This window comes from Kibdelosporangium aridum, from assembly GCF_900176515.1.
Classification (GTDB): domain Bacteria; phylum Actinomycetota; class Actinomycetes; order Mycobacteriales; family Pseudonocardiaceae; genus Kibdelosporangium; species Kibdelosporangium aridum.
In genome coordinates this window covers 154,054-177,660 of sequence record NZ_FWXV01000010.1, presented here as the reverse complement: position 1 = coordinate 177,660, position 23,607 = coordinate 154,054, and the positions used below count along the sequence as shown (strand labels likewise).

Sequence of the window (23,607 nt, the reverse complement as noted above, 5' to 3'; positions counted from 1 at the left end):
CGCGATGGTATCCGCGCTGGTGGGCAGCGTGCGTCAGATGGCCAGCGTCCAGCCGGTCAGCGAATAGGCGCTGAACCAGCTGCCGAACAGCACGAACGCCACCGTCGCGGCGATCATCGTGTGGCGCTTGCGATTGGCCAGTCCTTGCGCGACCGGGATCAACAGCGGAAACGCCGGGATCAGGAACCTGGCTTTCGAGTACGTGATTCCCGCGGTGACCACGACCATGAACACGGTTCCGCCGCCGTAGAGCCACAACGGCCACGGCAGACGCGAGAAAACGATCAAGAAAGTCAGCACGACGGCGCCGATCACCAGCAGCATCGTGACGGTTTCCATCACGGAATTGCCGGTGTCCAGGATGTCGCCGAAGAATTGCGCCGTCTGCCTGCCGCCGTCGAAGTAGCTGAACCAGCCCTGCCGCTGGATGTCGAACCAGCCGGTCAGGCTGCCGGTCTGTTTGGCCACATACCCCCACCAGCTGAACAGGCCGATCGGGCTGATCACCGCACACACCATGGCCTGCCAAGCCTTTCCTTCCCGGAATACGGCCACGATCGCGGCCAGCGCGACCACGCCGACCAGCACCGACGCGGACGGACGGACCAGCCCGGCGGCCGCCGTGCAGGCCCCGGCCAGCAGCCAGTTTCGTTCCAGCACGCCGACAAGAGCCCATGCGGCCAGTGCGGTGAAAAGCGCCTCGGTGTACGCCATCGACAACGTGATGGCCATTGGCGCGCCGCCCCACAATGCGACCAGCAACAGCCCGGTCTTCGGCCTCGGGTCCACGATCCGCGCCACCCGGAAGATGCCGGCTGCCGCGGCACACCCGGCGATCAGGCTGACGAGCAAAGCCGCGGCCACGCTATCCGAACCAGTGATGGGCGACACAACGCGAATGAGCATCGGATATAGCGGGAAGAACGCGAGCGGCGTCGTCGGCGTTCGTTGCCCGGCCGCGTCGACGAACCGCGCCGGAACGTTGTCGTAACCGTTCTGCGCGATTGCCAGGTACCAGTCGCCGTCCCACGACTTCAACACGTCGAACAGCTCGCGGTGACGGTTGCCGGCCAGTATTGCGAGCACGACCAGACCGGATAGCCGGACCAGCAGGAAAACACCGACGGCATGCAGGTACGGCCGGGCGCGCGCGGCGGTCATCGTCGTGTTTCGTCCTTTGAGCATGGTGCGAGACATTCTGGAGTGCCGGTCGCCCTTCCGCTGGCTTCCTTTCTTCGGCTTTGTCACCCACAGCCTAGGTCGCCTGGCCGCGCCACCTGCATTGACCTGCGAGTTCACCGGCCGCCAACACGGGGTGTGGTGAGGTGTCGCGGTGGATTTCTGGGATGAGCTGTTCGGCACGCAGCCGGACCCACCCACTGCGGTGACCTTGGTGACCGGTGCGGCGGCTCTGCTGCTCGTGCTGTCCGGGGAGCCGTGGAGGCTGGCCCGCAACGTGATCACGATCGTGCACGAGGCCGGTCACGCCCTGGTGGCCGTCCTGGTAGGCCGTCGGCTGCGCGGGATCACCCTGCATTCGGACACGTCAGGTGTCACGGTGTCACGAGGCAAGCCCACAGGCCCCGGGATGGTGCTGACCGCGTTCGCGGGTTACGTCGCGCCGTCCCTCATCGGTCTTGGTCTCGCCGCGCTGATGATCGCGGGCAAGATCACCCTGCTGTTGTGGGTGATGACCGCGCTGATGCTGGCCGTCCTGATCATGATCCGCAACGTGTACGGCGTGCTGTCGGTCGTGCTCACCGGTGCTGTCCTGGTCACGGTGTCGCTCGTGACCTCGCCGCAGGTGCAGGCCGCGTTCGCGTGCCTGGTCGCGTGGTTCCTGCTGTTCGGTGGCGTGCGGCCGGTGTGGGAGCTGCAGGCGAAACGGCGGCGCAGGCAGGCTCGCGATTCGGACGCCGATCAGCTGGCACGGCTGACCGGCGCGCCCGGGCTGTTCTGGGTGGCCATGTTCATGCTCATCTCCCTCGGCGCGATGGTCGTCGGCGGCATGTGGCTGCTGGAGCCGGTCATCGCCACGTGAGGGCTGTTGTGCATTTGTCCAACGCCTTGGACATATGTCAGAAGCTGCTGGTCAACGACTCATGCGAGCTTGGCCGGGTCGATGGCTTCCTTGGCGAAGTTGAACCCGGCGGGTGGGATGCCTCTGGCCGAAGTCAGCCAGCCGCTCTTGTCCGCAGGCTGGCCGCTCAGGCCACCGTCCAGCAGCAGGGAGACGTAGCAGCCGAAATCCACCGCGAACGCGTCGTACATCTCGCCCGGATGGCGCCGATCGACGACGCCACGCCGCAACACGTGCAGCACACGCGCGTCGTACAACTCGTCGATCGTGTCCGGGCATGCCATGTGGCTTATCAGGAAGGTCCTTGATCCGCGCCTGCCGACGACCTCGTCGACCAGTAGCCGGAGAGTCTGCCGAGCGGGCTCGTGGGCCATGATGGCGGTCTGTTTGTCGCGCAGGAACCAGTCGCGGGCCGCGCGTCGGATGTCCGCGATGCCAATGGGTTCGTCGCGGGCGTTCTGCGCGGCCAGTGCGGCGATGTTGATGGCGTCTCGGGGAACGCCTTCCGCGGCGCGGACGAGTTCGTTGAACGCGCCACGCTTGAACATCTCGTCGAGCACATCGGACTGAGGTTCGCCCAGCATCTCGGTCAACCGGAGGCTTACGTGGTTGTGGAACAGCTGGCCGAAAAAGTCCTGGGCACGGCTACGAACGTGATCGAACAACAGGAAGTCGTCCAGGCTCGCCGCATGTGCCGCGTCCGCGCCCACCTCGATTCCCATGTAGTCCCCGCCACTACTCGGGCCGGTCCGGAACTGGCAGCGCCGCTCGATCGCCGCGATCTTGACCGTCAACCCGGCGACCGGCAGGATCCCGCGCCGCACGAGGTCGGCGAGCAGCGGCTGCAGATCCAGCGGAACGCTGCTCCATTCGTCCAGCATCAGCCATAACCGGGAGCCGTCGAGCGCGCGGACGATGTCCCGCAACGCCCGGTTGAGCGGACCGAACACGACATGGTGCTGCTCGACGCCGCTACGCCGCAGGCGGCTCTCCCGATTGGCGGTCTCTTGGCGGCCGGCCGAGATCCGAGCGCCTCTCGTCGCCAGGTCGACGCCGTGGTGCTGCGAAAATGCGTCCCCGACCTTGGTCTCATGCTCCACTTGTCCAACGACTTGTACAGATGTAGCAGCCTCGGCGAGGGCGTCCAGTGCGGGCAACAGAGCCTCACGCCCGTCACCCTCCACGGCCGTCGACAGCAGCTCGTCATGCATCGCCTCGAGCGTGTCCACGAGAAGATGGGTGCCCCGCTGAGCCAGGTTGACCGTGGGGTCGCCGTACATGCCGCCGGTCGAGCCGATCGTCCGTAGGTCCACGTAAACGGCCAGGTCTCCGGTCTGCGTGAGCAGATCCGCGAGGTGCAGCAAGGCGTGCGTCTTGCCGGTGCCCCTGCGGCCGTAAAGGATTTGATGGTCGGTCGAGTGCAACATCGCCGAGAAGGACCCGGCCGAGACGTAGGTTGCCGCCAAGGAATCGCGGTCAGTGCTCTCGGCTCGACGTGGGATGCGCATCAGAGCCTGGTTGAGGTGCTTCTGCCGAGTGGACGCCACTCCTGCCAGCGTGCTCGGGCCCGCGAACGCAGGCCAGGTCATTCACCCTTGCGGGCCGCAACCAGCTGGGTGACTCCGGCGTACCTCTCGACCACAGCGGTGAAGCCCCTGGCACGCAAAGCTTCCGCGATCTGCCCACGGTCGAACATGCGCTGCCCGCTGGCCTGGCCCAACAGGGTGTCCACCGTCCGCATCGGCTCCCACGTGCGGCGGCCACTCGTGAACAGCGCGACGCGGCCGCCCGGCTTGAGAATCCGGGCGAACGAATCCAGCGCGGCCATCGGCTCAGCGAACATGTGCAGTGCGGCGAAACAGCACACCGCGTCGAGTGACTCGTCCCGCAACGGCGGGCGTACGGCGTCGGCCCGGAGGTAAACGGGGGCGCTGTCCAGGGCGACCGCGTGCGTGAGCATCGTGGTGGACGAGTCGAGCCCGATCGCCAGGCCCTCCGGACCGACCACCCTGGCGAACTGCCTGGTGAAACCACCCGTGCCGCATGCGACGTCCAGCACGAAGTCGCCCTTGCGCAAAGCGAAGTTCTCCTGCACGAACCGGTGCTCGTCGGCCATGCTGGGCCCGTTCAGGCCTTTCGCCACGCGGCCGAGTACCGGACGCCAGTAGCGCTCGTAGATCCTCGGCACGAAGTTGGTGCGCATCAGGCGGTGCGCCAGGCCAGTGGTCGGTTCGTCGACGTCACCGAGCATGTCCACGTAGTCGCCGACGTGCACCGGCTCGGCGGTCAGCAGGTCGATCAGCCGTGCGTTCATCGTGCCTCCACATAGGACTCGGCCGTCTGTTCATCCTAGTTTGCCGGTCGTGCAAGCGAGATCTCGTTGGAGTGGACCTCGGCGTGGACTGTCCTGAAGGGAGGGCATTTGTCTCTAGGTTGGGCGAATGGGCGTGAACGCATCGACTGCCATGAGCCGCGAACTGGGTCACGAGATGCGCCTGCGGCGCGAGGCTTTGGGCATGACACTCGCTGAGCTGTCGCAGACCCTGGGATGGTCGATAAGCCGGACCTCCAGGATCGAGAACGGGTTGGCGACGGTCAGCGACGTCGAACTGGCCCATTACATGGCGTACTTGGGATCGACACTCGCGGAGACCTTGGAACTGGTCCGTTTCCGGCAAGGCCGGGACCGAGGCTACTGGCTGAGCCCGCACGGCCTGCGGCTCGAAGACTCGTTGAACTCATTGGCTTTTCACGAGGCGTCCGCGATCGCGACTGTGCACTACCAACCGCTGGTGGTGCCTGGCCTGCTGCAGACTGAGGACTACGCACGGGCAATGATCAGCCGGGAGACCTGGCGAACCTCGGACAACATCGAGGAGTGTGTGCAGGCTCGGATGTACCGGCAGCGTGTGGTCACGCGAGGCCGCCATGAGTTCTATGTTCACGAACAGGCTCTCCGGCTCCGGGTCGGAAATCCTCGCCTCATGCACGAACAGTTGTTGAAGCTGGTGTTGCTGGCGGATCTCCAGGATGTCCACGTGAGGATCGTTCCGTTGGCTGCGGGCGAGCGCTCGGTGTTCGGCAACTCGTTCGGCCTGTTCGAGTACGACAGCGGCAGGCCGTTGCTGTCCCTGCCGAATTTCGCCACCACTGTGTTCATTGAGGATCCGGAGCATGTGGATCCATTCGTGCTGCTGACCCCGAGCATCGAGCAAGTTGCTCTCGACACCCGACAGTCGCAGGAGCTGCTTGCGGCCATCGCACTTGACTACGAGCGAGCAGTCGAAGACCAGCGTACGTAATGCGCGAAGGTACCCATTGCACGGCAACAGTTTCTGCACATAACTCTGAGCCGTGGGTCAGCCCAGGCCGGGCGGAGTGCGGTCCTGCCAGCGCTCTTCCTTCTGCAACTGCGCGGCCAACGACAACAGCACCGGCTCGGAGTTCTCAACGCTGACAAGCTGAGCGCCAATCGGCAACCCCTTGCTAGTCAACCCTGCGGGCACATTCACGCCCGGCAACCCGAGGATGTTCCATGGCCACGCGTAAGGGCACGCCGCGATCATCGTCCGCGTCGTGCCGAAGTTCGACAGTCCGTCGTAGTGCCCGACGGGCGTTGGCGGAGTCGCGGTGGTCGGCGCCAGGATCACGTCGGCGTTGTCGAAGATCCGGCCGACCCGGCGACGCTCGAACCGTTCGTGCAGGCGCGAAAATTTGACCAGGGGCGAGAGCATCCGCCCCATCCTGTGGTTTTGCTGCGTGCGCGTGTCGAGCAGGCGCATGTCCGGGACCTCTTGCGCCGCGCCCTTCAAACCTTCGAGCGACCGCGCGAAGACGCCGAGCCCGACCAGCCCGTAATGCGGGCTCGCCAAAGTGACCTCATGCCCGAGCCGAGCCAGCACCCGGCCCAGCCGGACCACCGCCGAGCGCACCTCCGGATCCAGCCGTGCGGGCAGCAACGTGAACGGAACCTGCAGCGCCAAAGCGATCCGCAACCGGCCTGGCGCACTTTTCGCGCCATCCCGCATCCGGGTGCCCGTCGCGGCCAGGACGTCCAGCAAAAGCGCCGCGTCCTCGACGGTCCTGGCGAGCGGTCCGTGCGTCGCGAGACCGTTCCACATATCCGGCAACGGATCGCTGGGGACCAACCCGCGGGTTGGCTTCACACCCACCAACCCGGTCCATGCGGACGGGATCCGGATCGAGCCGAGGCCATCCGAACCTGTCGCCGCGGGGACCAGGCCCGCGGCCACTGCGGCGGCCGACCCACCCGACGAACCGCCGGGCGTGTAGCCGATGTCCCAGGGGTTGCGGGTGGCTCCGAAAGCGTGCCCCTCGGTGAACGGCCACTGGCCGAACTCCGGGGTGTTGGTCTTGCCGACGATGACCGCACCGGCCTGGCGCAACCGGCGGACGATCTCGCAGTCCGCGCCTTTGAGAGGAAATTCACCGGCGCAGCCGAACGCCGTCGGCTCGCCTTTGATGTCCGTGTCGTCCTTCACCGCGATCGGCACCCCGAGCAACGGCGCCCGCTCACCGGCGGCGAGGCGCTCGTCGGCCTGCGCGGCCTCGGCGAGAGCGGCCTCCCGGCGCAGCCGCCGGAACGCGTTCAGGCTCGGCTGTGCCTTCTCGATCCGGTCAAGTGCCTCGGTGACGAGGTCGACCGAGCTCGTTTCGCCGGCAGCGACCCGTTCAGCGGTCCGCTGCAGGCCCACGAACTCCGTCACGACGCCTCCAGTGGACTTGTGTTTCGCCTCCCATGGGATGGTGCCACCCCGTGCGGCAGACTAGTCACCTCGTTGGAGAGGAGAACACGGTGGTTGACGAGGTTGTCGAGGCTTGCGCACGCGCAGCGAAACAGGCGGCGCCGTCTCTGGCCACGGCATCCGAGCAGGCCATCGACGCCGCGCTGACCGGAATGGCCGAGCGGCTGCGGGCCAGCGCCGACGCGGTGCTGGCGGCCAACGCCCAGGATGTCGAGGCCGCGAAGGCCAGTGGGATGAGCTCGGGCCTGTTGGACCGGCTGACCATCACCGAGGCGCGGCTGACCGCCATGGCCGATTCTTTGGTCCTGCTCGCGGGCGTGCCGCATCCGCGACGCGAGACCCCGATCCGCGACCTGCCGGACGGCCTGAAACTGGTCGAACGGCGCAGGCCGGTCGGCGTGATCGGCGCCAACTACGAGGCCAGGCCGAACGTCACAGTCGACGTCGCCTCCCAGCTGATCAAGTCCCGCAACGCGGGCGTCCTGCGCACTGGTTCGGCCGCGCTCGGCTCGGCGACCGCCCTGGTCCGCGAGGTCATCGCGCCTGCCCTGGAGGACGCCGGGATCGATCCCGCGGCCATCCAGCTCGTGCCGAGCGCCGACCGGGCGGCGGCAGCGGCCCTGGTCCGTTTTCCCGACCTGGTCCCGCTGGTGATCCTGCGCGGCAGCGGCGACAGCACCCGTGAGCTGGGCTTCGAGGCCGCCAAACACGGTGTGCGGACGCTGGCCCACGCGGACGGCGGCGGCGTGCTGTACGTGGACGGCGGCGCGGACCTGGCCAAGGCACACGACCTGATCGCCCGCAGCCTTGACCGGCTCGGCGTGTGCAACCGGCTCAACCTGCTGCTGATCGACTCCGCCATCTATGCAGATGTGCTTCAAAGCGTTCTGGAGACATTGGAGAAGGCGGGCGTGCGGGCCTCGTTGCCGCCGCACGACCACCCGATCGGCTACGAGTGGGCGCTGGACTCCGATCGTGAGGCGACCGTGACCGTCTCCCCGGTCGACGACGCCGTCCAAGCGGCGCAGCTGGCCAACGAGAAGACCTCGGGCCTGGCCGCCGGCATCGTGACGGAGAACTCAGCGACCGCCGAGAAGTTCATGGACGCGTACACCGGGACCGGCGTGTTCTGGAACGCCACGACCAGGCTGCTCGACGGGTTCAAGCTGCTCGCGGTGCCGGAGACCGGGATCAACATCGACAAGGTGCCTGGTCCGCGCGGGCCGGTCACCTACACCGACCTCACGCTCAGGCAGTACGCCGTCGTCCCAGCTCACTAGCCCAAACCGGCTGAGACTGTGACACATCCGACGAGTTGCCGCCTCGAAGGATGTGGTTGGCTCCCCTCGCGCGCCCACATATGTAGCGGGGGATAGTATCCAGACCGTCGCCCGGACAGCTGTCTCGGCGCGGCCCCGAACGAGAACCACCACTGGAGGCACGGAAGTGACGGCGGTAGCCCCCAAGCCGATCGCGACTCGACCGTTCCCGGCGGGTAAGACGGTCAAGGGTTCGTACCTCCTGCGGTTGTTCCGCACTACGGACCACAAGCAGATCGGGATCATGTACCTGGTCACCGCGTTCGCCTTCTTCATGGTGGGCGGCGCGATGGCGATGCTGATCCGCACCGAGCTGGCAGTGCCTGGACAGCAGTTCCTGTCGCAGGAGCAGTACAACCAGCTGTTCACCATGCACGGCACGATCATGCTGCTGCTGTACGCGACGCCAATCCTGTTCGGGTTCGCCAACTTCGTGCTGCCGTTGCAGATCGGCTCGCCGGACGTGGCGTTCCCGCGGTTGAACGCGTTCTCGTACTGGCTGTACCTGTTCGGCGGGATCATCGTGATCTCCGGCTTCCTGACCCCGGGAGGCGCCGCCGACTTCGGCTGGTTCGCCTACACCCCGCTGTCGGACAAGATCCATTCGCCCGGTGTCGGTGCGGACCTGTGGATCACCGGCCTGGTGGTCAGTGGTCTCGGCACGATCCTCGGCGCGGTCAACATGATCACGACCGTGATCTGCCTGCGCGGGCCGGGTATGACCATGTTCCGGATGCCGATCTTCACCTGGAACATCCTGATCACCGCGATCCTCGTGCTGATCGCCTTCCCGATCCTGACCGCGGCCTTGCTTGGTCTGCTCGCCGACCGCCATATCGGCGCCCATGTCTTCGATCCAGCCAACGGTGGCGTGATCCTCTGGCAGCACCTGTTCTGGTTCTTCGGCCATCCCGAGGTCTACATCGTCGCGCTGCCGTTCTTCGGGATCATCTCCGAGATCATCCCGGTGTTCAGCCGCAAGCCGCTGTTCGGCTACAAGATGCTGGTCTACGCGACGCTGTCGATCGCCGCGCTGTCGGTGGCCGTCTGGGCGCACCACATGTACGCGACCGGCGCCGTGCTGCTGCCGTTCTTCTCGTTCATGACGTTCCTGATCGCGGTCCCGACCGGCGTGAAGTTCTTCAACTGGATCCTGACCATGTGGAAGGGCCAGCTGACGTTCGAGACACCGATGATGTTCTCGATCGGCTTCCTGGTCACGTTCCTCTTCGGTGGCCTGACCGGCATCCTGCTGGCCGCGCCTGCGATCGACTTCCACGTGTCGGACACGTACTTCGTGGTGGCGCACTTCCACTACGTGCTCTACGGCACGATCGTGTTCGCGACCTTCGCCGGGATCTACTTCTGGTTCCCGAAGATCACCGGCCGGTTCATGGACGAACCGCTAGGAAAACTGCACTTTTGGACGACCTTCATCGGCTTCCACGGCACGTTCCTGGTCCAGCACTGGGTCGGTAACGAGGGCATGCCGCGCCGGTACGTCGACTACCTGGCGTCCGACGGGTTCACCACGCTCAACACGATCTCCACGGTCGGCGCCTACATCCTCGGCGCGTCGACGCTGCCGTTCATCTGGAACGTGTTCAAGAGCTACCGCTACGGCCAGATCGCCGAAGCGGACGACCCATGGGGCTACGGCAACTCGCTGGAGTGGGCGACGTCGTCCCCGCCGCCGCGGCACAACTTCAAGGAGCTGCCGCGGATCCGGTCCGAGCGTCCGGCGTTCGAGCTGCACTACCCGCACATGGTCGAGCGGTATCGCGCGGAGGCGCACGTCGGCGGCAACCACAAGGCGACCCCGTCGGAGATCCTCGCGGAGAAGACCCAGCCGGACGAGATCACCGGCGGCGACCCGCACAAGAAGTAGCACTCGAGCAGAGGTAGCTCCAACCGAGGAGGCCCGCCTTGCCCGGTCCATCAAGCACGCCTGTACTCATCACGGTGAGCGGCCCGGACAAGCCCGGTGTCTCCTCGGTGCTTTTCGCGGTGCTCACGAGGCACGGCGTCGACGTCCTCGACGTCGAGCAGGTCGTGATCCGCGGCCAGCTCGTGCTCGGTGTGCTGGTCGGTACCGACCACGACCCCGAGGGGCTGCAGGAACTCGTCGAGCAGGCGATGGCGACCGTGACCATGCAGGTCGAGGTCGAGATCGGCGCCGACACCCTGACCCCGGCCCGGGTCGGTTCCACGCACGCCGTGATCGTCCTGGGCAGGCCCGTCACGGCGCGGGCGTTCACCGAGGTCGCCCGGCGGATGGCCGCTCTGGGCGTCAACATCGACGCGATCCGGCGCGTGGCCGACTACCCGGTGACCGGGCTCGAGCTGCACGTCTCCGTCGCCGACGACACGCCAGAGGCGGACGGCCTGCTGCGCAACGCGCTCGTCGAGGTGGCCTCCCGGGTGGGCCTGGACGTCGCGGTCGAGCGGGAAGGCCTGACCCGGCGGGCCAAGCGGCTGATCGTGTTCGACGTGGACTCGACGTTGATCCAGGGCGAAGTGATCGAGATGCTCGCCGCCAAGGCCGGCTGCGAGGACCAGGTCAAGCAGATCACCGACGCCGCGATGGCCGGCGAGATCGACTTCACCGAGTCGTTGAACCGGCGGGTGGCTGTCCTGGCGGGCCTGCCCGAGTCCGTGCTGGACGAGGTGTCCGGCGCGCTGGAGCTCACGCCCGGCGCCCGCACGACGGTCCGGACGCTCAAGCGGCTCGGGTTCCGGTGCGGTGTCGTGTCCGGCGGGTTCACCCGGGTCATCCAGCGCCTGGTCGACGAATTGGGCCTGGACTTCTGCGCGGCCAACGAACTCGAGGTCGTCGACGGCAAACTGACCGGCCGCGTGGTCGGCGAGGTCATCGACCGGCCAGGCAAAGCGGTCGCACTGCGGCGCTTCGCCGAAGACTCCGATGTGCCGCTGGCTCAGTGCGTCGCCGTGGGCGATGGCGCCAACGACATCGACATGCTGTCCGCGGCTGGTCTGGGGATCGCGTTCAACGCCAAGCCGGCGCTGCGCGAGGTTGCCGACACGGCGCTGTCCCACCCGTACTTGGACGTTGTCCTGTTCGTGCTCGGCGTGACCCGCGCCGAGGTCGAGGCCGCCGACGCGGCTGACGGAATCGACGGCGAACGGCTGTGAGCATCCTGGCTCCACTGGCCGCCCGCTACGCGTCGTGGCTGGCTCTCCCGGCGGACCAGACCAACCAGGTCGAGACCGCGCCGGAGCTGGTCCGGGCGATGCCAGTAATTCTCCGGATCGAACGTGACCCGGTCCCCAGCCGCACAGCGTTGCTCGAGGCAGCCGCTGCGGCGGCAATCGCGGTGTGCCTCGACCCACGATCCGAGCCGGAAGGCGAGTGGCACGAGCCAGTCAGTGCGTGGGTCGCAGGGCACATCCGGAAGGTCTCCCGCCGTGCGCGCGGCGCGCATTGGCAGGCCGCGCAAGCGTTTCCGGGCGTCACGGTCGAGGTGGGCGGCGCCGAGGTGCGCGCGCTGGTCCCCGAGCTGGTCGTCGAGACGCCCAAGGAGATCAGCCGACTGCAGATCTCCGGCAGCGAACTGCCCGCCGACGAACCCGACGCCATCCCGGACGGCGTGCCGGTCCTCTGGCTGAATCCGGACGTGCCGTTGACTGCGGGCAAGGCGGCCGCGCAGGTGGGCCACGCCAGCATGCTGCTCGCCGCCCTGCTCGACGAACCGGACATCAAAGCGTGGACTGAGAACGGCTTCCGGTGCGCGGTCCGGACGCCGACAAAGGCCCAATGGGCAACGCTGCACCCCGGCAATGACCCTGGCGGCGCATGGCAGAACCGCCGGGTGATCGCCGTCCGCGACGCCGGATTCACCGAGGTTGACCCGGGCACGGTCACCGTCCTGGCCCAGTGGCGCGCCTGACGCGCCATCTCAGTGGACCGGCGGTTTTGCCTCGCGGGTCACTCAGAATCGCGTGCTCGCGTTCCGCTAGGACGATCCGCCGCTTGCGTTCGAAGGTGCGCCCAGCCTTGTCCCGGAAGATGGCGCACCTGGTGCGCCACCCAAGTTGACCAGCGGATCTATCCGGTCACCACGGTGACGCCGAGTTTGGTCGCGGCCTCGTTGATCGGCTGGAAGAACGTGGTGCCCGCGGTGGCGCAGTCGCCGATCCCGCCGGACGTGACGCCCTGAGCCTGCGTGCCGCTGACGAACGGCCCGCCGGAGTCGCCAGGCTCGGCGCACACCGAAGTCCGCGTCAGGCCGCGGACGATCCGGCCCTCGCCGTAGTTCACGGTCTCGTCCAGCGCGGTGATCTCGCCACACGCGAAGCCGGACGTCGCACCTGACCGGCACACGGACGCTCCGATCGGCGCCACCTCGGTGCCCGTCACGGTAATCGGGCCACCGTCACGCGTGTCGACCGACGCCGGTGCCTGCGCGGTCGGGTCCGTCACGTCGACCAGGCCGAAATCGCCGTCCGTGTCGAACGTGCCCGCGTTGACCCGGCCGAATTCGAGGCCGTTGTTGAGGACCACGCCGCCGGACGCGGTGCAGTGGCCCGCGGTGATGAAGTGCTTCGAGCCACCGGGACCGCTCGCGGAGAACCCGATCGAGCACCGGGCATCGCCGACGGTGAAGCCGCGGCCGCCGATCACGTCCACCAGGGGCCGGGCTGTCCGCTCGGTCCACTCGACCCGGACCAGGTCACCGCCGCCCTTGGCCTTCTCGATGAACGTTTCCGCTGGCGCGTCCTTCTTGGACTCGATCACCACGCTGTTGGTGGTCGGGTCCACGTACCAGGCCACCACCGACGGCGGCGCGGACTGGGCCATGCGGTCGATGCGGGTCTTCTGGCCGGTCAGACCGGCCAGGTTGTTCTTCATCATCCGGGGCTCGGCGCCCGCGCGCTGCACCTCGCCGATGTACTGCCGGTCGATGATCCCGACCATGAGCTTGCGCTTGGTGTTGTCGTACCAGGCACCTGCGTACGCGACTCCGAGTTTCCGGCGCAGCGCGTCGACCGTCTTGCTGAGCGGAGCCTCCTCGCGCGCCCTGGCCGCGGCCTCGTCGGGCGTGAGCCGCACGTCCTTGCGCATTGTCGGCTCAAGAGGAGTGGACGATCCAACCTCGACGGTCTCGTGCGCCACCGGTGACTCGTTCGTCGTGGCCACCGCGGTGAGGGTGGCCGACACCGTCACACCGATCACGAGTCCAACAAGGACTTTCCGGTTGAGTGGGCGTGGCTCATGCTCCCGGTGCGACCCCATACGGCTGTCTCCCTCACCTTCCGCGATGCCTCCGTAGGTTGGTACGGACGACAATGGGAAGGTGGTTCAACTATTAAGTCTGGCCAATGCACCTCGTACAACTGACTGGTCGTAGGTCGTCCAAAATGGTGGCAACGACGCCCGGAGGAATCCGCCGTATCGCGCGGTCGCGAGCCGCGAGTCAAGGATCGCCACGACGCCCTTGTCGTCGTTGGACCGCAGCAACCGGCCCGCGCCTTGCGCCAGCAGCAGCGCCGCGTGCGTCGCGGCGACCGTGAGGAAGCCGTTCCCGCCGCGCGCTTCGACCGCTCGTTGCCGAGCTGACGCCAGCGGGTCGTCCGGACGCGGGAACGGGATCCGGTCGACGACCACCAACTGCAGCGAAGACCCGGGCACGTCGACGCCCTGCCAGAGCGACAACGTCCCGAACAGGCACGTGGCCTCGTCCTCGGCGAACTTGCTGACCAGCAGCGAGGTGGAATCCTCGCCCTGGCACAAGATCGGAAAGTCCAGGCGTTCCCTGAGCTCGTCGGCGGCCTGTCTGGCCGCGCGCATCGAGGAGAACAAACCGAGAGTCCGGCCGCCTGCCGCGTTCACCAGGCCTTCGAGCTCGTCGAAGAACGCAGGCTGCAGGCCGTCGCGGCCGGGCGGGGGAAGATGCCGCGCCACATACAGGATCCCGCTTTTCTCATGGGTGAACGGCGATCCGACGTCGATGCCCGACCAATGCGGCGCGTCGTTGTCGGCGGGCGGCGCGATGTCGGTTGCTGTCCCTTCGGCCTTCTGCGCGGGCCGCTGCTCGACGGGCAGGCCCCATTGGCGAGCCAGGGCGTCGAACGATCCGCCGAGCGTGAGCGTCGCCGACGTCAGGATCGTGGTGCACTCGCCGAACAAGCGCTCGCGCAGCAGCCCGGCGACGCCGAGCGGCGCGACGCGGAGTGCGGGTGGCCGCGGGTTGCCGCCGATCATGTCGGAACTGAGCCAGACGACGTCACGCCGTTGCCCGGTGTCGGCGTCGAACGCCTCCAGGACTCGGACCGAGGTGTCGTGGATTTCCTCAAGCAGGGCAATGGCTTGACGCCGCGCTGTCGTCGATTCGACGTCCTGTGACGAACGGTCCGGCCCGAGGGCCGTGATGCACGAGTGCGCGGCGTCGCGCGTCACCGTCAGGACACCCTGAAGCGCGCGCGGCAGATCGTCCAGGCGGCCCTGGGGAAGATCGTCGAAGATCTCCTTGATGCCCTCGCTGGCTTCTTCCAGCCGGTCGACGATGTCCTCGGCGATCTGGCGGCCGCAGCGTTTGACCGCCGCCGAGACCATGCCCGCGGTCAGCTCGGCCGTCGCGACCGACGTGACCCGGTCGACCAGTTCGTGCGCCTCATCGATGATCACGACGTCGTGCTCGGGCAGGACCTGGTAGCCCTGCAGGGCGTCGATCGCGAGCAGGGCGTGGTTGGTGACCACGAGGTCGGCCCGTCCGGCCTCGGCCCTGGCCAGTTCGGCGAAGCAGTCCGTGCCGAACGGGCATTTGTCCTTGCCGAGGCATTCCTTGGCGGACACGGAAACCTGGCGCCATGCCTGGTCGGTCACGCCCGGCACCAGCTCGTCGCGGTCGCCCGTCTCGGTCTCGGAGGACCATTCGAAGAGCCTTTTGACGTGCCTGCCGAGCGCCGACACGGCGAACGGGTCGAACAGTCCGCCGTCGTCTGGCTCTTCTGGTGCGCCAGTGTCCAGCCGGTGCAGGCAGAGGTAGTTGCGGCGGCCCTTCAGGATCGCGAACGTCGGCTCGCGCCCGATCGAGGCCTTCAACGCTTTGGCCAGCCGCGGGAGATCACGGTCGACCAGCTGGCGCTGCAGCGCGATGGTCGCCGTGGAGACCACGACGGTCCGGCCGGTCTCGATCGCGTGGCGCACCGCGGGAACCAGGTAGGCCAACGACTTCCCGGTGCCCGTGCCCGCCTGGACGGCGAGATGCTCACCGGTCCTGATCGACTTGTGTACCGCCTCGGCCATGGTCACTTGGCCGGGCCGCTCGGTGCCGCCGACCGCCTCGACGGCGGTGGTCAACAGTTCGCGCAGGGAAGGGAGAGTGTCGGCGGTTCGGGGCACGGATCGAAGGTACCGTCAGCCCCCGTCAAAACTTTCAGACCCTCGAGCGCGTGGCGTCGACGAGAGCGGTAACGGCGGGGTGCCACGACCCTGAAGCCGGACCAGTCAAAACCAGCCGTCTTTTCAACTTCTGTTTCAAAGGCACGAGCGCGACCCGGTTGTCGATCATGGCTTGCATCAGGCCGGGAACGATCGAAACGCCGATACCGGCCTGCACCATCGCGATCAAGGTGGCTCCTTCTCGGACCCGGTGGGTCGGCCGGAGACGGCTCGTCGTGCGCCGGTAGAGGTCGCGGATATGGCGCTCGCAGCCGCCGTCGGACAGCAGGAACGGATCGTCGTCCAGATCCGGGATGTCGATCACGTCCTCGGCCGCCAGCGGGTGATCACGGCGGACCAAGGCGTGGAACTCGTCGGCGCCGATCTCGACTCCGTCATGGCCCTCTGGATCGACCAGCACAGCCGCGTCGATGGTTCGTTCGTTGAGCCACTCGACGATCTCGTGGTCCTCGCCTTCGAAGACCCGGATTTTGATGCCGGGGAAGTCGCCACGCCAGCGCGTCAGCAGCGCCGGCAACAGGCCCTGGCAGACGGTGGCCGGTGCGGCGAGCCGGATCGTGCCAGTTGGCTGGCTCGCGTTTTCGGCCACCAGGACGTCGATCGCGGACGCGGCGCCCACGGCGGCCCGTGCGTGCTCGATCAACCGCGTGCCGAAGGTCGTCAGCTGCGGCTGTTTGGTGCGGTGGAGCACCGGGCTGCCCACCGAGCGCTCAAGCGCGGCGATCGCGTGGGAGACGGCGGACTGGCTGATGCCGAGCGCCGGCGCCGCCGCGCTGAACCCGCCCTCGTCGACCACGGCGAGGAACGCCCTCAGTTGAGCCAGGTTCACGGTCATGAGCAACTCTCATGGATCATCCAGATCGACTTGTTGGACTCATTGTGCCGCACTCGGTGAACCTGATGTCCGATCACCGCCGGACTTGCCCGGCAGTGAGCAGCCACAGTGGGAGCGTGATGAGCGAGCTACGGATACGCGCACGTCAAAGGGGATGGCGCAGCGGAGAAGCCACCTGGGTGCCTGCGTTCGTGGTGCTGTCCATGATCTGGGGATCGACGTTCTTCCTCATCAAGATCGCCGTGAACGCGGGCGTCTCGCCGATGTGGGTGGGGCTGTGGCGGTGCGTTTTCGGCGCCATCGCGCTCTGGCTGATGGTTCTCGTGACGCGCCAGCGGCTGCCTCGCGACCCGAAGGTCTGGGGCCACGGCGCCGTGGTGGCGCTTTTGCTGAACGCGGTGCCGTTCCCGCTGTTCGCGTTCGGTGAGACCAAGGTCAGTTCGGTGCTCGCCGGTGTCTGGAACGCGACCGTCCCGCTGGCGACGCTGGTGTTCGTGCTTTTGCTGCTGCCGGAGGAACGGCCGACCCCGAGGCGGCTCGTGGGGATGGCCATCGGCTTCGTCGGCGTGCTGGTGGTCCTCGGCATCTGGAACGGCGTCGACACCGGGCCGTTGGTCGGCACATTGGCCTGCCTAGGTGCGACCACCTGCTACGGCGCCGCGTTCGTGTACTCCCGGCGTTTCATGTCCGCGCGGCCCGAGTCCTCGCTGGTGCTCGCGGCGGTCCAGGTCGCGTGCGGAACGGTCGAGCTGGGCCTGGTCACGCCGGTCGTCGCAGGTGGGCCGGGGTGGCCTGGATTTGGCGCCATGGCCGCGTTGCTGGTGCTGGGCGCCTTGGGGACGGGCGTGGCGTACCAGTTGAACTTCGTGGTGATCCGCGCCGCTGGGTCCACGGTCGCGTCTACGGTCACCTACATCACGCCACTGTTCTCCACCGCGCTCGGCGCGGTGTTCCTGGCCGAACCAGTCGGCCTGAACACCGTCGCCGGCGCGGCGTTGATCATCTTCGGTGTGCTGATGAGCCGGTCAGGCCCGGCGGTTGACCAAGGCCCAGGCGCCCGGCAGCAGCCCGGCGGCCAGCAGGATCTTGATCCCGTCGCCGATCAGGAACGGCAGCAGCCCGCGCTCGATCGCGGTGGCCAGGTCCATGCCGGTCGCGGCAGCGAGCCATGAGACGCCGATCGCGTAAATGACGACGTTGCCCAGCACCATCGTGGCGATCGTGCGCAGCACCGTACGGTCGCCGCCACGTGCGGCCAGCGCGCCCACCAGGACCGCGGCCACGGCGAAGCCGACCAGATAACCACCGGTCACGCCGAGCCAGCCGGACTTCCCGTCCTGGAACCACGGCACCCCGGCCATCCCGGCGACGAGGTAGAGCAGCATCGAGGCGGCGCCACGGCGCCACCCCAGTGCGGCGCCGACGAGCAACGCGCCGAAGGTCTGCCCGGTGATCGGCACCGGGCTGCCCGGCACCGGCACCACGATCTGTGCGGCGAGCCCGGTGAGCACGGCACCGCCGACCACGAGCGCGGCATCCCGGACGAGTGAACGCGGCACGAGGTCGGCGAGCACGGCCGGACGACCCGGAACGGGCACAACTGACACGGTTACCTCCCGAATCGATCTTCTGAACGGCAGGTTAGTTGTCAGAACTAAGGTTTTGGCCGTGACGATCCCAACACAGGGGTGCACCCCTATCGGCGTCACCGCAGGTAGCGGGCACTCACTGGAACGGGTGGAAGGCCGGGTGTCGGGTCGTGGCCGGCGCTGAACGCGCCGATCATGAACGCCATGAACAGGCAGATTGCTGTTGTGCTGGCGGCTGCCGTGCTTGTGGTTCACGCGGCACCGGCGTCCGCGGCCACCGGTAGCGGGACCGCCTCAGTGGGCTCGGTGGACGTCGTGCTCGAAGGCAAGAAGAGAATCGTGCAGCCGCCGGTCGGGCAGTGCCTGACGTCCGGCGGGACGGTGCAGAACGCGAGCAAGCGGATCAGGCTGCGCGGGGTGGCCGAATTCGGCGACGGCACCACGAAGTGCACCGCCGACAAGGAAACCGGCCGGATCACGGTCGAAGCCACCGGCCAGCGGTTCGAACTGAACGCGCTGCCCGAGTACGGCGGCCCCAGAATCCGGATGAACGACTACCTGGCGACGTGCGCGACGACGCTGAACGGAAGCGTCGCGCGAATGCAGTTCTCCGGCCTGGTCGGGATCGACGCGCCGAAGGAGCTGACGCCGAACTACACGGTGCTGATCCCCGGCGACCACCCGGACGACCCGCCGCTGGCCAAGGTCATCCTCAACGAGATCATCGTGCCGTCCCCGCCGGACGGCAGCATCACCCTCAACCTGATGCACGTGATCTTCGCGCCCAACGGCGGCGGCCCGATCACCGGCGAGCTGGTCGTCGGCGGCGTCTACTGCACGCCACTGGTCTGAAAACCCCAGGTCAACGGATGTGGCTCAGCATATGAGCCTCATCCGACCCGAGGTTCTCCCACCAGCTCCGCGCCCGCGTCACGCAGTTGCCCCAGCGCCGAGTCGACCGTCGGCTGCGCCACGCCCGCGGTCAACTCCAGCAGCACCCGCGTGGACAGCCCGGCCCGTGCCGCGTCCAGCGCGGTGGCCCGGACGCAGTGGTCGGTCGCGATGCCCACCACGTCCACGTGGTCCACTGAGCGCGCCTTCAGCCAGTCGGCCAGTGAGCTGCCGTCCGCCGCCGAGCCCTCGAATCCCGAATAGGCCGCCGCGTAGGCGCCTTTGGAGAACACCGCCTGGATCGCGGTGACATCCAGCTCCGGGTGGAACGACGCGCCGGGCGTGCCCGCCACGCAGTGCACCGGCCAGGTGTCGACGTAGTCCGGGTTGTCGCTGAAATGAGCGCCCGGGTCGATGTGGTAGTCCCGGGTGGCCACCACGATGTCGTAGGGCGTGCGGCCGATGTGCTCGCTGATCGCAGCGGCCACCGCGGCGCCGCCGGTGACAGCCAGCGAGCCGCCTTCACAGAAGTCGTTCTGAACGTCGACGACGATCAACGCATTGGACACGGTGACTCCTTTGCAACGACACAGCCGATGAACGGTCAGTCAATGAACACAGTCGGGATGGCCGGCTCGCCGTGCGAGAGTTTCAAGCCCTCCCACGGCAGGCTGACCAGGCCCCGCTTCACGCGCTTGCGGCACTGCTCCAGGGTGGGCGGGTCGGCCACCGGCTGTCCACCACGCAGGAACGGCACTTGCAGGTCGCGGTCGTTGTCCGACATCGGCGGCCACTGCTTGTCCGGCTGGTAGACGACTTCTTCCAGAGCCGTGCCGGTCGGCTTGTGGCGCCGCATCGCGCCCTTGCGCCCGCCGCGGGATTCCTTGTGGGAGCTGCGTTTGGCCACGGGACGGCCGTCCACTTCGACCAGTTTGTAGACCATGCCCGCGGTCGGTGCGCCCGAGCCGGTGACCAGGGAGGTCCCCACGCCGTACGCGTCGACGGGCTCGGCGCGCAGCGCCGCGATCGCGTACTCGTCGAGGTCACCGGACACCACGATCCTGGTGTCCTTGGCGCCCAACGAGTCCAGCTGTTCGCGGGCCTGCCGGGCGAGCACGCCGACGTCACCGGAGTCGATCCGGACGGCGCCCAATTCAGGCCCGGCCACCTCGATCGCTGTGTTGATGCCGTTGGTGATGTCGTAGGTGTCGACGAGGAGCGTGGTGTCGACGCCGAGCGCGTCGACCTGAGCCTGGAACGCGGATCGCTCGTCGTCGTGCAGCAACGTGAACGCGTGCGCGCACGTGCCGGCGGTCGGGATTCCGTACGTACGACCGGCTTCCAGGTTGGACGTGGTCGCGAACCCGGCGATGTATGCCGCGCGTGCACTGTCGACGGCGGCGCTCTCGTGCGTCCGCCGTGAGCCCATCTCGATGATCGGACGGCCGTTCGCGGCGCTGACCATCCTGGCTGCTGCCGAGAGGATGGCGCTGTCGTGGTTCAGAATCGACAGAACGACCGTCTCCAGCACGACTGCCTGCGCGAACGTGCCACGCACGGTCAGGATCGGCGAGCCGGGGAAGTAAAGCTCACCTTCAGGATATCCGTCGACGTCTCCAGAAAATCTGTAAGAAGCCAGCCAGTCCAGGGTCTGCTTGCCGACCACGCCGGCCTCGCTGAGCCTGCTCAGCTCGTCGTCACCGAACCGGAACCGGGCGATCGTGTCGAGCACCCGCTGCGTTCCGCCGACCAGCCCGTACCGGCGGCCGTCAGGCAACCGGCGGGCGAACACCTCGAAAACACATGGCCGTTCCGCGGTGCCATCGGCCAAGGCACCTGCCAGCATGGTCAGCTCGTAGTGGTCGGTGAGCAGCGCAGTGCTCGCGCCGGGTCCGTTCATGAAGCCAGAGCCTATGGCGCCGGTTGCCGGGGCGATCACCGGGCCGAACCCGCAGCGTGCCCAAACCCCTGAACTCGACACAACAGCCTGGCGGGCGCATGCCACCATTGACGTATGACCACGCCAGTCGAGCTGGGGAAGACACACGGTGCGGATCAGAGCGCCGAAGACAAGCCGTGGCAGACGATCGTCTGGAACGACCCGGTCAACCTGATGTCGTACGTGACCTACGTGTTCCAGAAGCTGTTCGGTTACACCAGGGACAAGGCCACCAAGCTGATGCTCGACGTGCACCACAAGGGCAAAGCGGTGGTTTCCTCCGGCGACAAGGACAAGGTAGAGGCGGACGTGGCCAAGCTGCACGCGGCGGGGCTCTGGGCGACGATGGAGCGGAACTCTTGAACCCTTGGCGCCGGGATGGCGACGAGGTCGTGACCGAGCTGGAGCGCCAGGAGGCCGCTGTGCTGCGCGGCCTGGTCGGCCAGGTCAACGACATGCTGCGGGCCAGGGCGGAGGAGGCGCCGCAGGACGAGCTCGCCGAGCTGACCGGCATCCGGACAGGCCCCTCCACGGCGCCGGACGATCCGATCCTGTCGCGGCTGCTGCCTGACTTCCACCGTCTGGACTCCGACCAGCCGTCCAAGGAGGACATGGACTCAGCGGCCGCGCTGCGCTCGCTGCACGAGCCGACGCTGCTGGACCTGAAGACCGGGGTCGCCGGGGTGGTGCTGGAGACGTGCCCGCCGGACGGTGGCCCAGTGCGCCTCAGCCTGGAGCAAGCGGACGCTTGGCTGTCGGCCTTGAACGACGTGCGCCTGGCGCTGGGCACGGCGCTGGACGTCGACGAGAACATGCCCGACGAGCTGCCGGACGACGACCCACGAGCCGGTCACCTGCCGGTCTACCACTGGCTCACGGTCGTGCAGGAAGAACTCATCCACGCCATAGGGTCATGAGCGCAGGCACACGCAACGCGATTACGGACGTCGAAGGCCTGCTGGTCGGCCACCACCAGCAGGTCGGTGACGGCTGGGCGACGGGGACAACCGTCGTGCTCACACCGCCAAACACCGTCGGCGCCGTCGATGCACGTGGTGGCGCGCCTGGAACGCGTGAGACGGACACGCTGCTGCCCGAGAACCTCGTACAGCACGTCAACGCCATCTGTTTGTCAGGCGGCAGTGCGTATGGGCTGGCCGCTGCGGACGGAGTCATGCGGTGGCTCGCTGAGCACAACCGGGGGTTGGCCGTTGGTGCGCGACCGCATGAGGTTGTCCCGATCGTGCCGTCGGCCGTGCTGTTCGACCTACCGGTCAACGCGTGGGGCAATCGCCCGAGTTCGGACTTCGGATATGCGGCGTGTGAGGCGGCATCGGACGCGCGGCCCCAGCAAGGCAGCGTCGGTGCCGGCACGGGCGCTCGCGTCGGCTCGCTCAAAGGCGGCGTCGGCACCGCGAGCCTGGTCGTCGACGGGTTCACCGTCGGTGCGCTCGCGGTGGTCAATGCCGTGGGTGAGGCCGTGGATGAGTTGACTGGCGTCCCATTCGCGGCGCGGTTCGGCCTGGATGGCGAGTTCGGCGGACCCTGGCCCAACAGAGCGGCCACCTTGCCCGACATCTCGCGCAGGCTGCTCAACACGACCATCGGCGTGGTCGCGGTGGACGCGAAGCTCGCCAAGGCGGAGACGCGGCGGCTGGCCGTGGCCGCGCACGACGGCCTGGCTCGCGCGGTGCACCCGGCGCACTCGATGTTCGACGGCGACACGATCTTCGCCCTCGCCACCGGGACAAAAGAGCTGGCAGACGAGGGTGGCGCGGAGAAAGAGCCACTCCGGGCGCTCGGGCTGGACCGGCTTTGCGCCGCCGCCGCGGACACGTTCGCCCGCGCGATGGTCCACGGGCTGCTGGCGGCCGAGGCCAACAGCAAGCTGCCGGCGTACCGCGACCTGTGGCCGGAACATTCCCCGTGATCTGGTGGCCTTTCTCACCGGGTGGGAACGCCCCATCCACCCCTTAGGATGGGGACGTGTTGCAGATCCGCCGTGACCTCGTGGACGAGATGGTGGCCCATGCCAGGCGCGACCACCCTGACGAGGCCTGTGGCGTGATCGCCGGGCCAGACGGGACCGACCGGCCCGAACGGTTCGTGCCGATGACCAACGCCGCCCGGTCGCCGACGTTCTACGAGTTCGACTCGGCCGAACATTTCCGGCTGTGGCGCGAAATGGATCGCAACGACGAGGTGCCGGTGGTCATCTACCACTCGCACACCGCGACCGAGGCCTACCCGTCGCGCACCGACATCGCGCTGGCCAGTGAGCCGGGCGCGCACTATGTCCTGGTCTCCACCCGGCACCCGGAAGAGATCGAGCTGCGGTCGTACCGGATCGTGGACGGCCAGGTCACCGAGGAGCCGGTGGAAGTCGTCGAGTCGTACTTGTTCTCGCACACGGGGGCGGACGACGTCCCCGACCGCGGCTGAGCCGATCGCATCGCGCCGTTTTCAAACCCGAAGCCCGGAGGATTCCCATGGCTGTGACCGTTTCCATCCCGACCATCCTGCGCACCCACACCGGTGGCGAGAAGGCCGTCGAGGCCAACGGCAGCACGGTCGCCGAGATCATCGACGATCTGGAGGCCCGCCACGGCGGCCTGAAGACCCGTCTGGTCAAGGAAGGCACGCTGCACCGGTTCGTCAACGTGTACGTCAACGACGAGGACGTCCGGTTCGCCGGTGGCCTTGAGGCCAAGGTCTCCGACGGCGACACGGTGACGATCCTTCCCGCGGTCGCCGGCGGCTGACGC

Annotated in this window: 22 protein-coding genes and 1 pseudogene; 13 read left to right on the top strand and 10 right to left on the bottom strand. The window is 67.6% G+C overall.

Annotated elements, in window-relative coordinates; genetic code table 11:
- Positions 1 to 33: 33 nt before the first annotated feature.
- The gene (locus B9C43_RS41520) at positions 34 to 1,161 is read right to left on the bottom strand and encodes a hypothetical protein (RefSeq protein ID WP_084432924.1); all 1,128 of its coding nucleotides are present in this window, start codon (positions 1,159 to 1,161) and stop codon (positions 34 to 36) included.
- A gap of 172 nt (positions 1,162 to 1,333) precedes the next feature.
- Here B9C43_RS41520 and B9C43_RS41515 point away from each other — a divergent pair, with 172 nt between their 5' ends.
- Positions 1,334 to 2,041, top strand: a complete 708-nt coding sequence (locus B9C43_RS41515; RefSeq protein ID WP_084432923.1) for a M50 family metallopeptidase — start codon at positions 1,334 to 1,336, stop codon at positions 2,039 to 2,041.
- Between the two features lie 59 nt (positions 2,042 to 2,100).
- On the opposite strand, the gene B9C43_RS41510 is transcribed toward B9C43_RS41515, so the two are convergent.
- Complete coding sequence (locus tag B9C43_RS41510) at positions 2,101 to 3,669, bottom strand: hypothetical protein (RefSeq protein ID WP_235039153.1); 1,569 nt, start codon at positions 3,667 to 3,669, stop codon at positions 2,101 to 2,103.
- Positions 3,666 to 4,394, bottom strand: coding sequence for a class I SAM-dependent methyltransferase (locus B9C43_RS41505; protein WP_084432922.1), 729 nt, complete (start codon positions 4,392 to 4,394; stop codon positions 3,666 to 3,668). The genes B9C43_RS41510 and B9C43_RS41505 overlap by 4 nt, the downstream gene beginning before the upstream one ends.
- Before the next feature lie 127 nt (positions 4,395 to 4,521).
- On the opposite strand from B9C43_RS41505, the gene B9C43_RS41500 reads away from it, so the two are divergent.
- Positions 4,522 to 5,382 (top strand): helix-turn-helix domain-containing protein, encoded by an 861-nt coding sequence (locus B9C43_RS41500; protein ID WP_084432921.1) that lies wholly within the window; start codon positions 4,522 to 4,524, stop codon positions 5,380 to 5,382.
- Between the two features lie 57 nt (positions 5,383 to 5,439).
- Here B9C43_RS41500 and B9C43_RS41495 read toward each other — a convergent pair whose 3' ends face one another.
- Complete coding sequence (locus B9C43_RS41495) at positions 5,440 to 6,807, bottom strand: amidase (protein WP_084432920.1); 1,368 nt, start codon at positions 6,805 to 6,807, stop codon at positions 5,440 to 5,442.
- A 32-nt stretch (positions 6,808 to 6,839) separates the two neighbouring features.
- On the opposite strand from B9C43_RS41495, the gene B9C43_RS41490 reads away from it, so the two are divergent.
- The 4 genes from B9C43_RS41490 (at position 6,840) to B9C43_RS41475 (ending at position 12,073) form a co-directional block, all read left to right on the top strand.
- On the top strand, positions 6,840 to 8,126 hold the full coding sequence (locus B9C43_RS41490) for an aldehyde dehydrogenase family protein (RefSeq protein WP_084432919.1): 1,287 nt from the start codon (positions 6,840 to 6,842) through the stop codon (positions 8,124 to 8,126).
- Positions 8,127 to 8,292: 166 nt separating this feature from the next.
- Positions 8,293 to 10,053: an aa3-type cytochrome oxidase subunit I gene (gene ctaD, locus B9C43_RS41485; protein WP_084432918.1), complete on the top strand. Its 1,761-nt coding sequence runs from the start codon at positions 8,293 to 8,295 to the stop codon at positions 10,051 to 10,053.
- Positions 10,054 to 10,091: 38 nt separating this feature from the next.
- Positions 10,092 to 11,318 carry a phosphoserine phosphatase SerB gene (gene serB, locus B9C43_RS41480; protein ID WP_033389165.1) on the top strand — a complete coding sequence of 409 codons (1,227 nt, stop codon included), beginning with the start codon at positions 10,092 to 10,094 and terminating at the stop codon, positions 11,316 to 11,318.
- Positions 11,315 to 12,073: a peptidyl-tRNA hydrolase gene (locus tag B9C43_RS41475; protein ID WP_084432917.1), complete on the top strand. Its 759-nt coding sequence runs from the start codon at positions 11,315 to 11,317 to the stop codon at positions 12,071 to 12,073. The genes serB and B9C43_RS41475 overlap by 4 nt, the downstream gene beginning before the upstream one ends.
- A 158-nt stretch (positions 12,074 to 12,231) precedes the next feature.
- On the opposite strand, the gene B9C43_RS41470 is transcribed toward B9C43_RS41475, so the two are convergent.
- The 3 genes from B9C43_RS41470 to B9C43_RS41460 form a co-directional block, all read right to left on the bottom strand.
- The gene (locus tag B9C43_RS41470) at positions 12,232 to 13,419 is read right to left on the bottom strand and encodes a S1 family peptidase (protein ID WP_084432916.1); all 1,188 of its coding nucleotides are present in this window, start codon (positions 13,417 to 13,419) and stop codon (positions 12,232 to 12,234) included.
- A 66-nt stretch (positions 13,420 to 13,485) separates the two neighbouring features.
- The gene (locus B9C43_RS41465) at positions 13,486 to 15,528 is read right to left on the bottom strand and encodes an ATP-dependent DNA helicase (protein WP_235039152.1); all 2,043 of its coding nucleotides are present in this window, start codon (positions 15,526 to 15,528) and stop codon (positions 13,486 to 13,488) included.
- Between the two features lie 34 nt (positions 15,529 to 15,562).
- On the bottom strand, positions 15,563 to 16,423 hold the full coding sequence (locus B9C43_RS41460; RefSeq protein ID WP_084432915.1) for a LysR family transcriptional regulator: 861 nt from the start codon (positions 16,421 to 16,423) through the stop codon (positions 15,563 to 15,565).
- A gap of 11 nt (positions 16,424 to 16,434) precedes the next feature.
- Here B9C43_RS41460 and B9C43_RS41455 point away from each other — a divergent pair.
- Positions 16,435 to 17,385 (top strand): annotated as a pseudogene (locus tag B9C43_RS41455) (DMT family transporter); the annotation flags it as partial.
- A 63-nt stretch (positions 17,386 to 17,448) separates the two neighbouring features.
- Here the strand turns inward: B9C43_RS41455 and B9C43_RS41450 are convergent.
- Positions 17,449 to 18,030, bottom strand: a complete 582-nt coding sequence (locus B9C43_RS41450; protein WP_084432914.1) for a biotin transporter BioY — start codon at positions 18,028 to 18,030, stop codon at positions 17,449 to 17,451.
- A 186-nt stretch (positions 18,031 to 18,216) separates the two neighbouring features.
- Here B9C43_RS41450 and B9C43_RS41445 point away from each other — a divergent pair, with 186 nt between their 5' ends.
- Positions 18,217 to 18,864, top strand: coding sequence for a choice-of-anchor P family protein (locus B9C43_RS41445; RefSeq protein WP_084432913.1), 648 nt, complete (start codon positions 18,217 to 18,219; stop codon positions 18,862 to 18,864).
- Between the two features lie 38 nt (positions 18,865 to 18,902).
- Here B9C43_RS41445 and B9C43_RS41440 read toward each other — a convergent pair whose 3' ends face one another.
- Both B9C43_RS41440 and B9C43_RS41435 read right to left on the bottom strand, forming a co-directional pair.
- On the bottom strand, positions 18,903 to 19,472 hold the full coding sequence (locus B9C43_RS41440) for an isochorismatase family protein (RefSeq protein WP_084432912.1): 570 nt from the start codon (positions 19,470 to 19,472) through the stop codon (positions 18,903 to 18,905).
- Positions 19,473 to 19,507: 35 nt separating this feature from the next.
- Complete coding sequence (locus B9C43_RS41435) at positions 19,508 to 20,803, bottom strand: nicotinate phosphoribosyltransferase (protein ID WP_033389175.1); 1,296 nt, start codon at positions 20,801 to 20,803, stop codon at positions 19,508 to 19,510.
- Positions 20,804 to 20,917: 114 nt separating this feature from the next.
- On the opposite strand from B9C43_RS41435, the gene clpS reads away from it, so the two are divergent.
- Genes clpS through B9C43_RS41410 form a run of 5 tightly spaced genes read left to right on the top strand, consistent with a single transcriptional unit; the run spans position 20,918 to position 23,604 of the window.
- Positions 20,918 to 21,205 carry an ATP-dependent Clp protease adapter ClpS gene (gene clpS / locus B9C43_RS41430; RefSeq protein WP_033389176.1) on the top strand — a complete coding sequence of 96 codons (288 nt, stop codon included), beginning with the start codon at positions 20,918 to 20,920 and terminating at the stop codon, positions 21,203 to 21,205.
- Positions 21,202 to 21,759, top strand: a complete 558-nt coding sequence (locus tag B9C43_RS41425; protein WP_033389177.1) for a DUF2017 domain-containing protein — start codon at positions 21,202 to 21,204, stop codon at positions 21,757 to 21,759. The genes clpS and B9C43_RS41425 overlap by 4 nt, the downstream gene beginning before the upstream one ends.
- Positions 21,756 to 22,772 (top strand): P1 family peptidase, encoded by a 1,017-nt coding sequence (locus tag B9C43_RS41420; protein ID WP_033389179.1) that lies wholly within the window; start codon positions 21,756 to 21,758, stop codon positions 22,770 to 22,772. The genes B9C43_RS41425 and B9C43_RS41420 overlap by 4 nt, the downstream gene beginning before the upstream one ends.
- 56 nt (positions 22,773 to 22,828) lie before the next feature.
- A complete protein-coding gene (locus B9C43_RS41415; RefSeq protein ID WP_033389180.1) occupies positions 22,829 to 23,284 on the top strand; it encodes a M67 family metallopeptidase in 456 nt (151 codons plus the stop codon).
- A 47-nt stretch (positions 23,285 to 23,331) separates the two neighbouring features.
- Complete coding sequence (locus B9C43_RS41410) at positions 23,332 to 23,604, top strand: MoaD/ThiS family protein (RefSeq protein ID WP_033389181.1); 273 nt, start codon at positions 23,332 to 23,334, stop codon at positions 23,602 to 23,604.
- Positions 23,605 to 23,607 lie beyond the last annotated feature (3 nt).

What these genes read in the sequence shown, in the direction of transcription:
- B9C43_RS41520 (WP_084432924.1), bottom strand. Translation starts at nt 1,161, where the DNA reads ATGACCGCCGCGCGCGCCCGGCCGTACCTGCATGCCGTCGGTGTTTTC.
- B9C43_RS41510 (WP_235039153.1), bottom strand. Translation starts at nt 3,669, where the DNA reads ATGACCTGGCCTGCGTTCGCGGGCCCGAGCACGCTGGCAGGAGTGGCG.
- B9C43_RS41505 (WP_084432922.1), bottom strand. Translation starts at nt 4,394, where the DNA reads ATGAACGCACGGCTGATCGACCTGCTGACCGCCGAGCCGGTGCACGTC.
- B9C43_RS41500 (WP_084432921.1), top strand. Translation starts at nt 4,522, where the DNA reads ATGGGCGTGAACGCATCGACTGCCATGAGCCGCGAACTGGGTCACGAG.
- B9C43_RS41490 (WP_084432919.1), top strand. Translation starts at nt 6,840, where the DNA reads ATGGGATGGTGCCACCCCGTGCGGCAGACTAGTCACCTCGTTGGAGAG.
- B9C43_RS41470 (WP_084432916.1), bottom strand. Translation starts at nt 13,419, where the DNA reads ATGGGGTCGCACCGGGAGCATGAGCCACGCCCACTCAACCGGAAAGTC.
- B9C43_RS41460 (WP_084432915.1), bottom strand. Translation starts at nt 16,423, where the DNA reads ATGACCGTGAACCTGGCTCAACTGAGGGCGTTCCTCGCCGTGGTCGAC.
- B9C43_RS41445 (WP_084432913.1), top strand. Translation starts at nt 18,217, where the DNA reads ATGAACAGGCAGATTGCTGTTGTGCTGGCGGCTGCCGTGCTTGTGGTT.
- B9C43_RS41435 (WP_033389175.1), bottom strand. Translation starts at nt 20,803, where the DNA reads ATGAACGGACCCGGCGCGAGCACTGCGCTGCTCACCGACCACTACGAG.
- clpS (WP_033389176.1), top strand. Translation starts at nt 20,918, where the DNA reads ATGACCACGCCAGTCGAGCTGGGGAAGACACACGGTGCGGATCAGAGC.
- B9C43_RS41420 (WP_033389179.1), top strand. Translation starts at nt 21,756, where the DNA reads ATGAGCGCAGGCACACGCAACGCGATTACGGACGTCGAAGGCCTGCTG.
- B9C43_RS41410 (WP_033389181.1), top strand. Translation starts at nt 23,332, where the DNA reads ATGGCTGTGACCGTTTCCATCCCGACCATCCTGCGCACCCACACCGGT.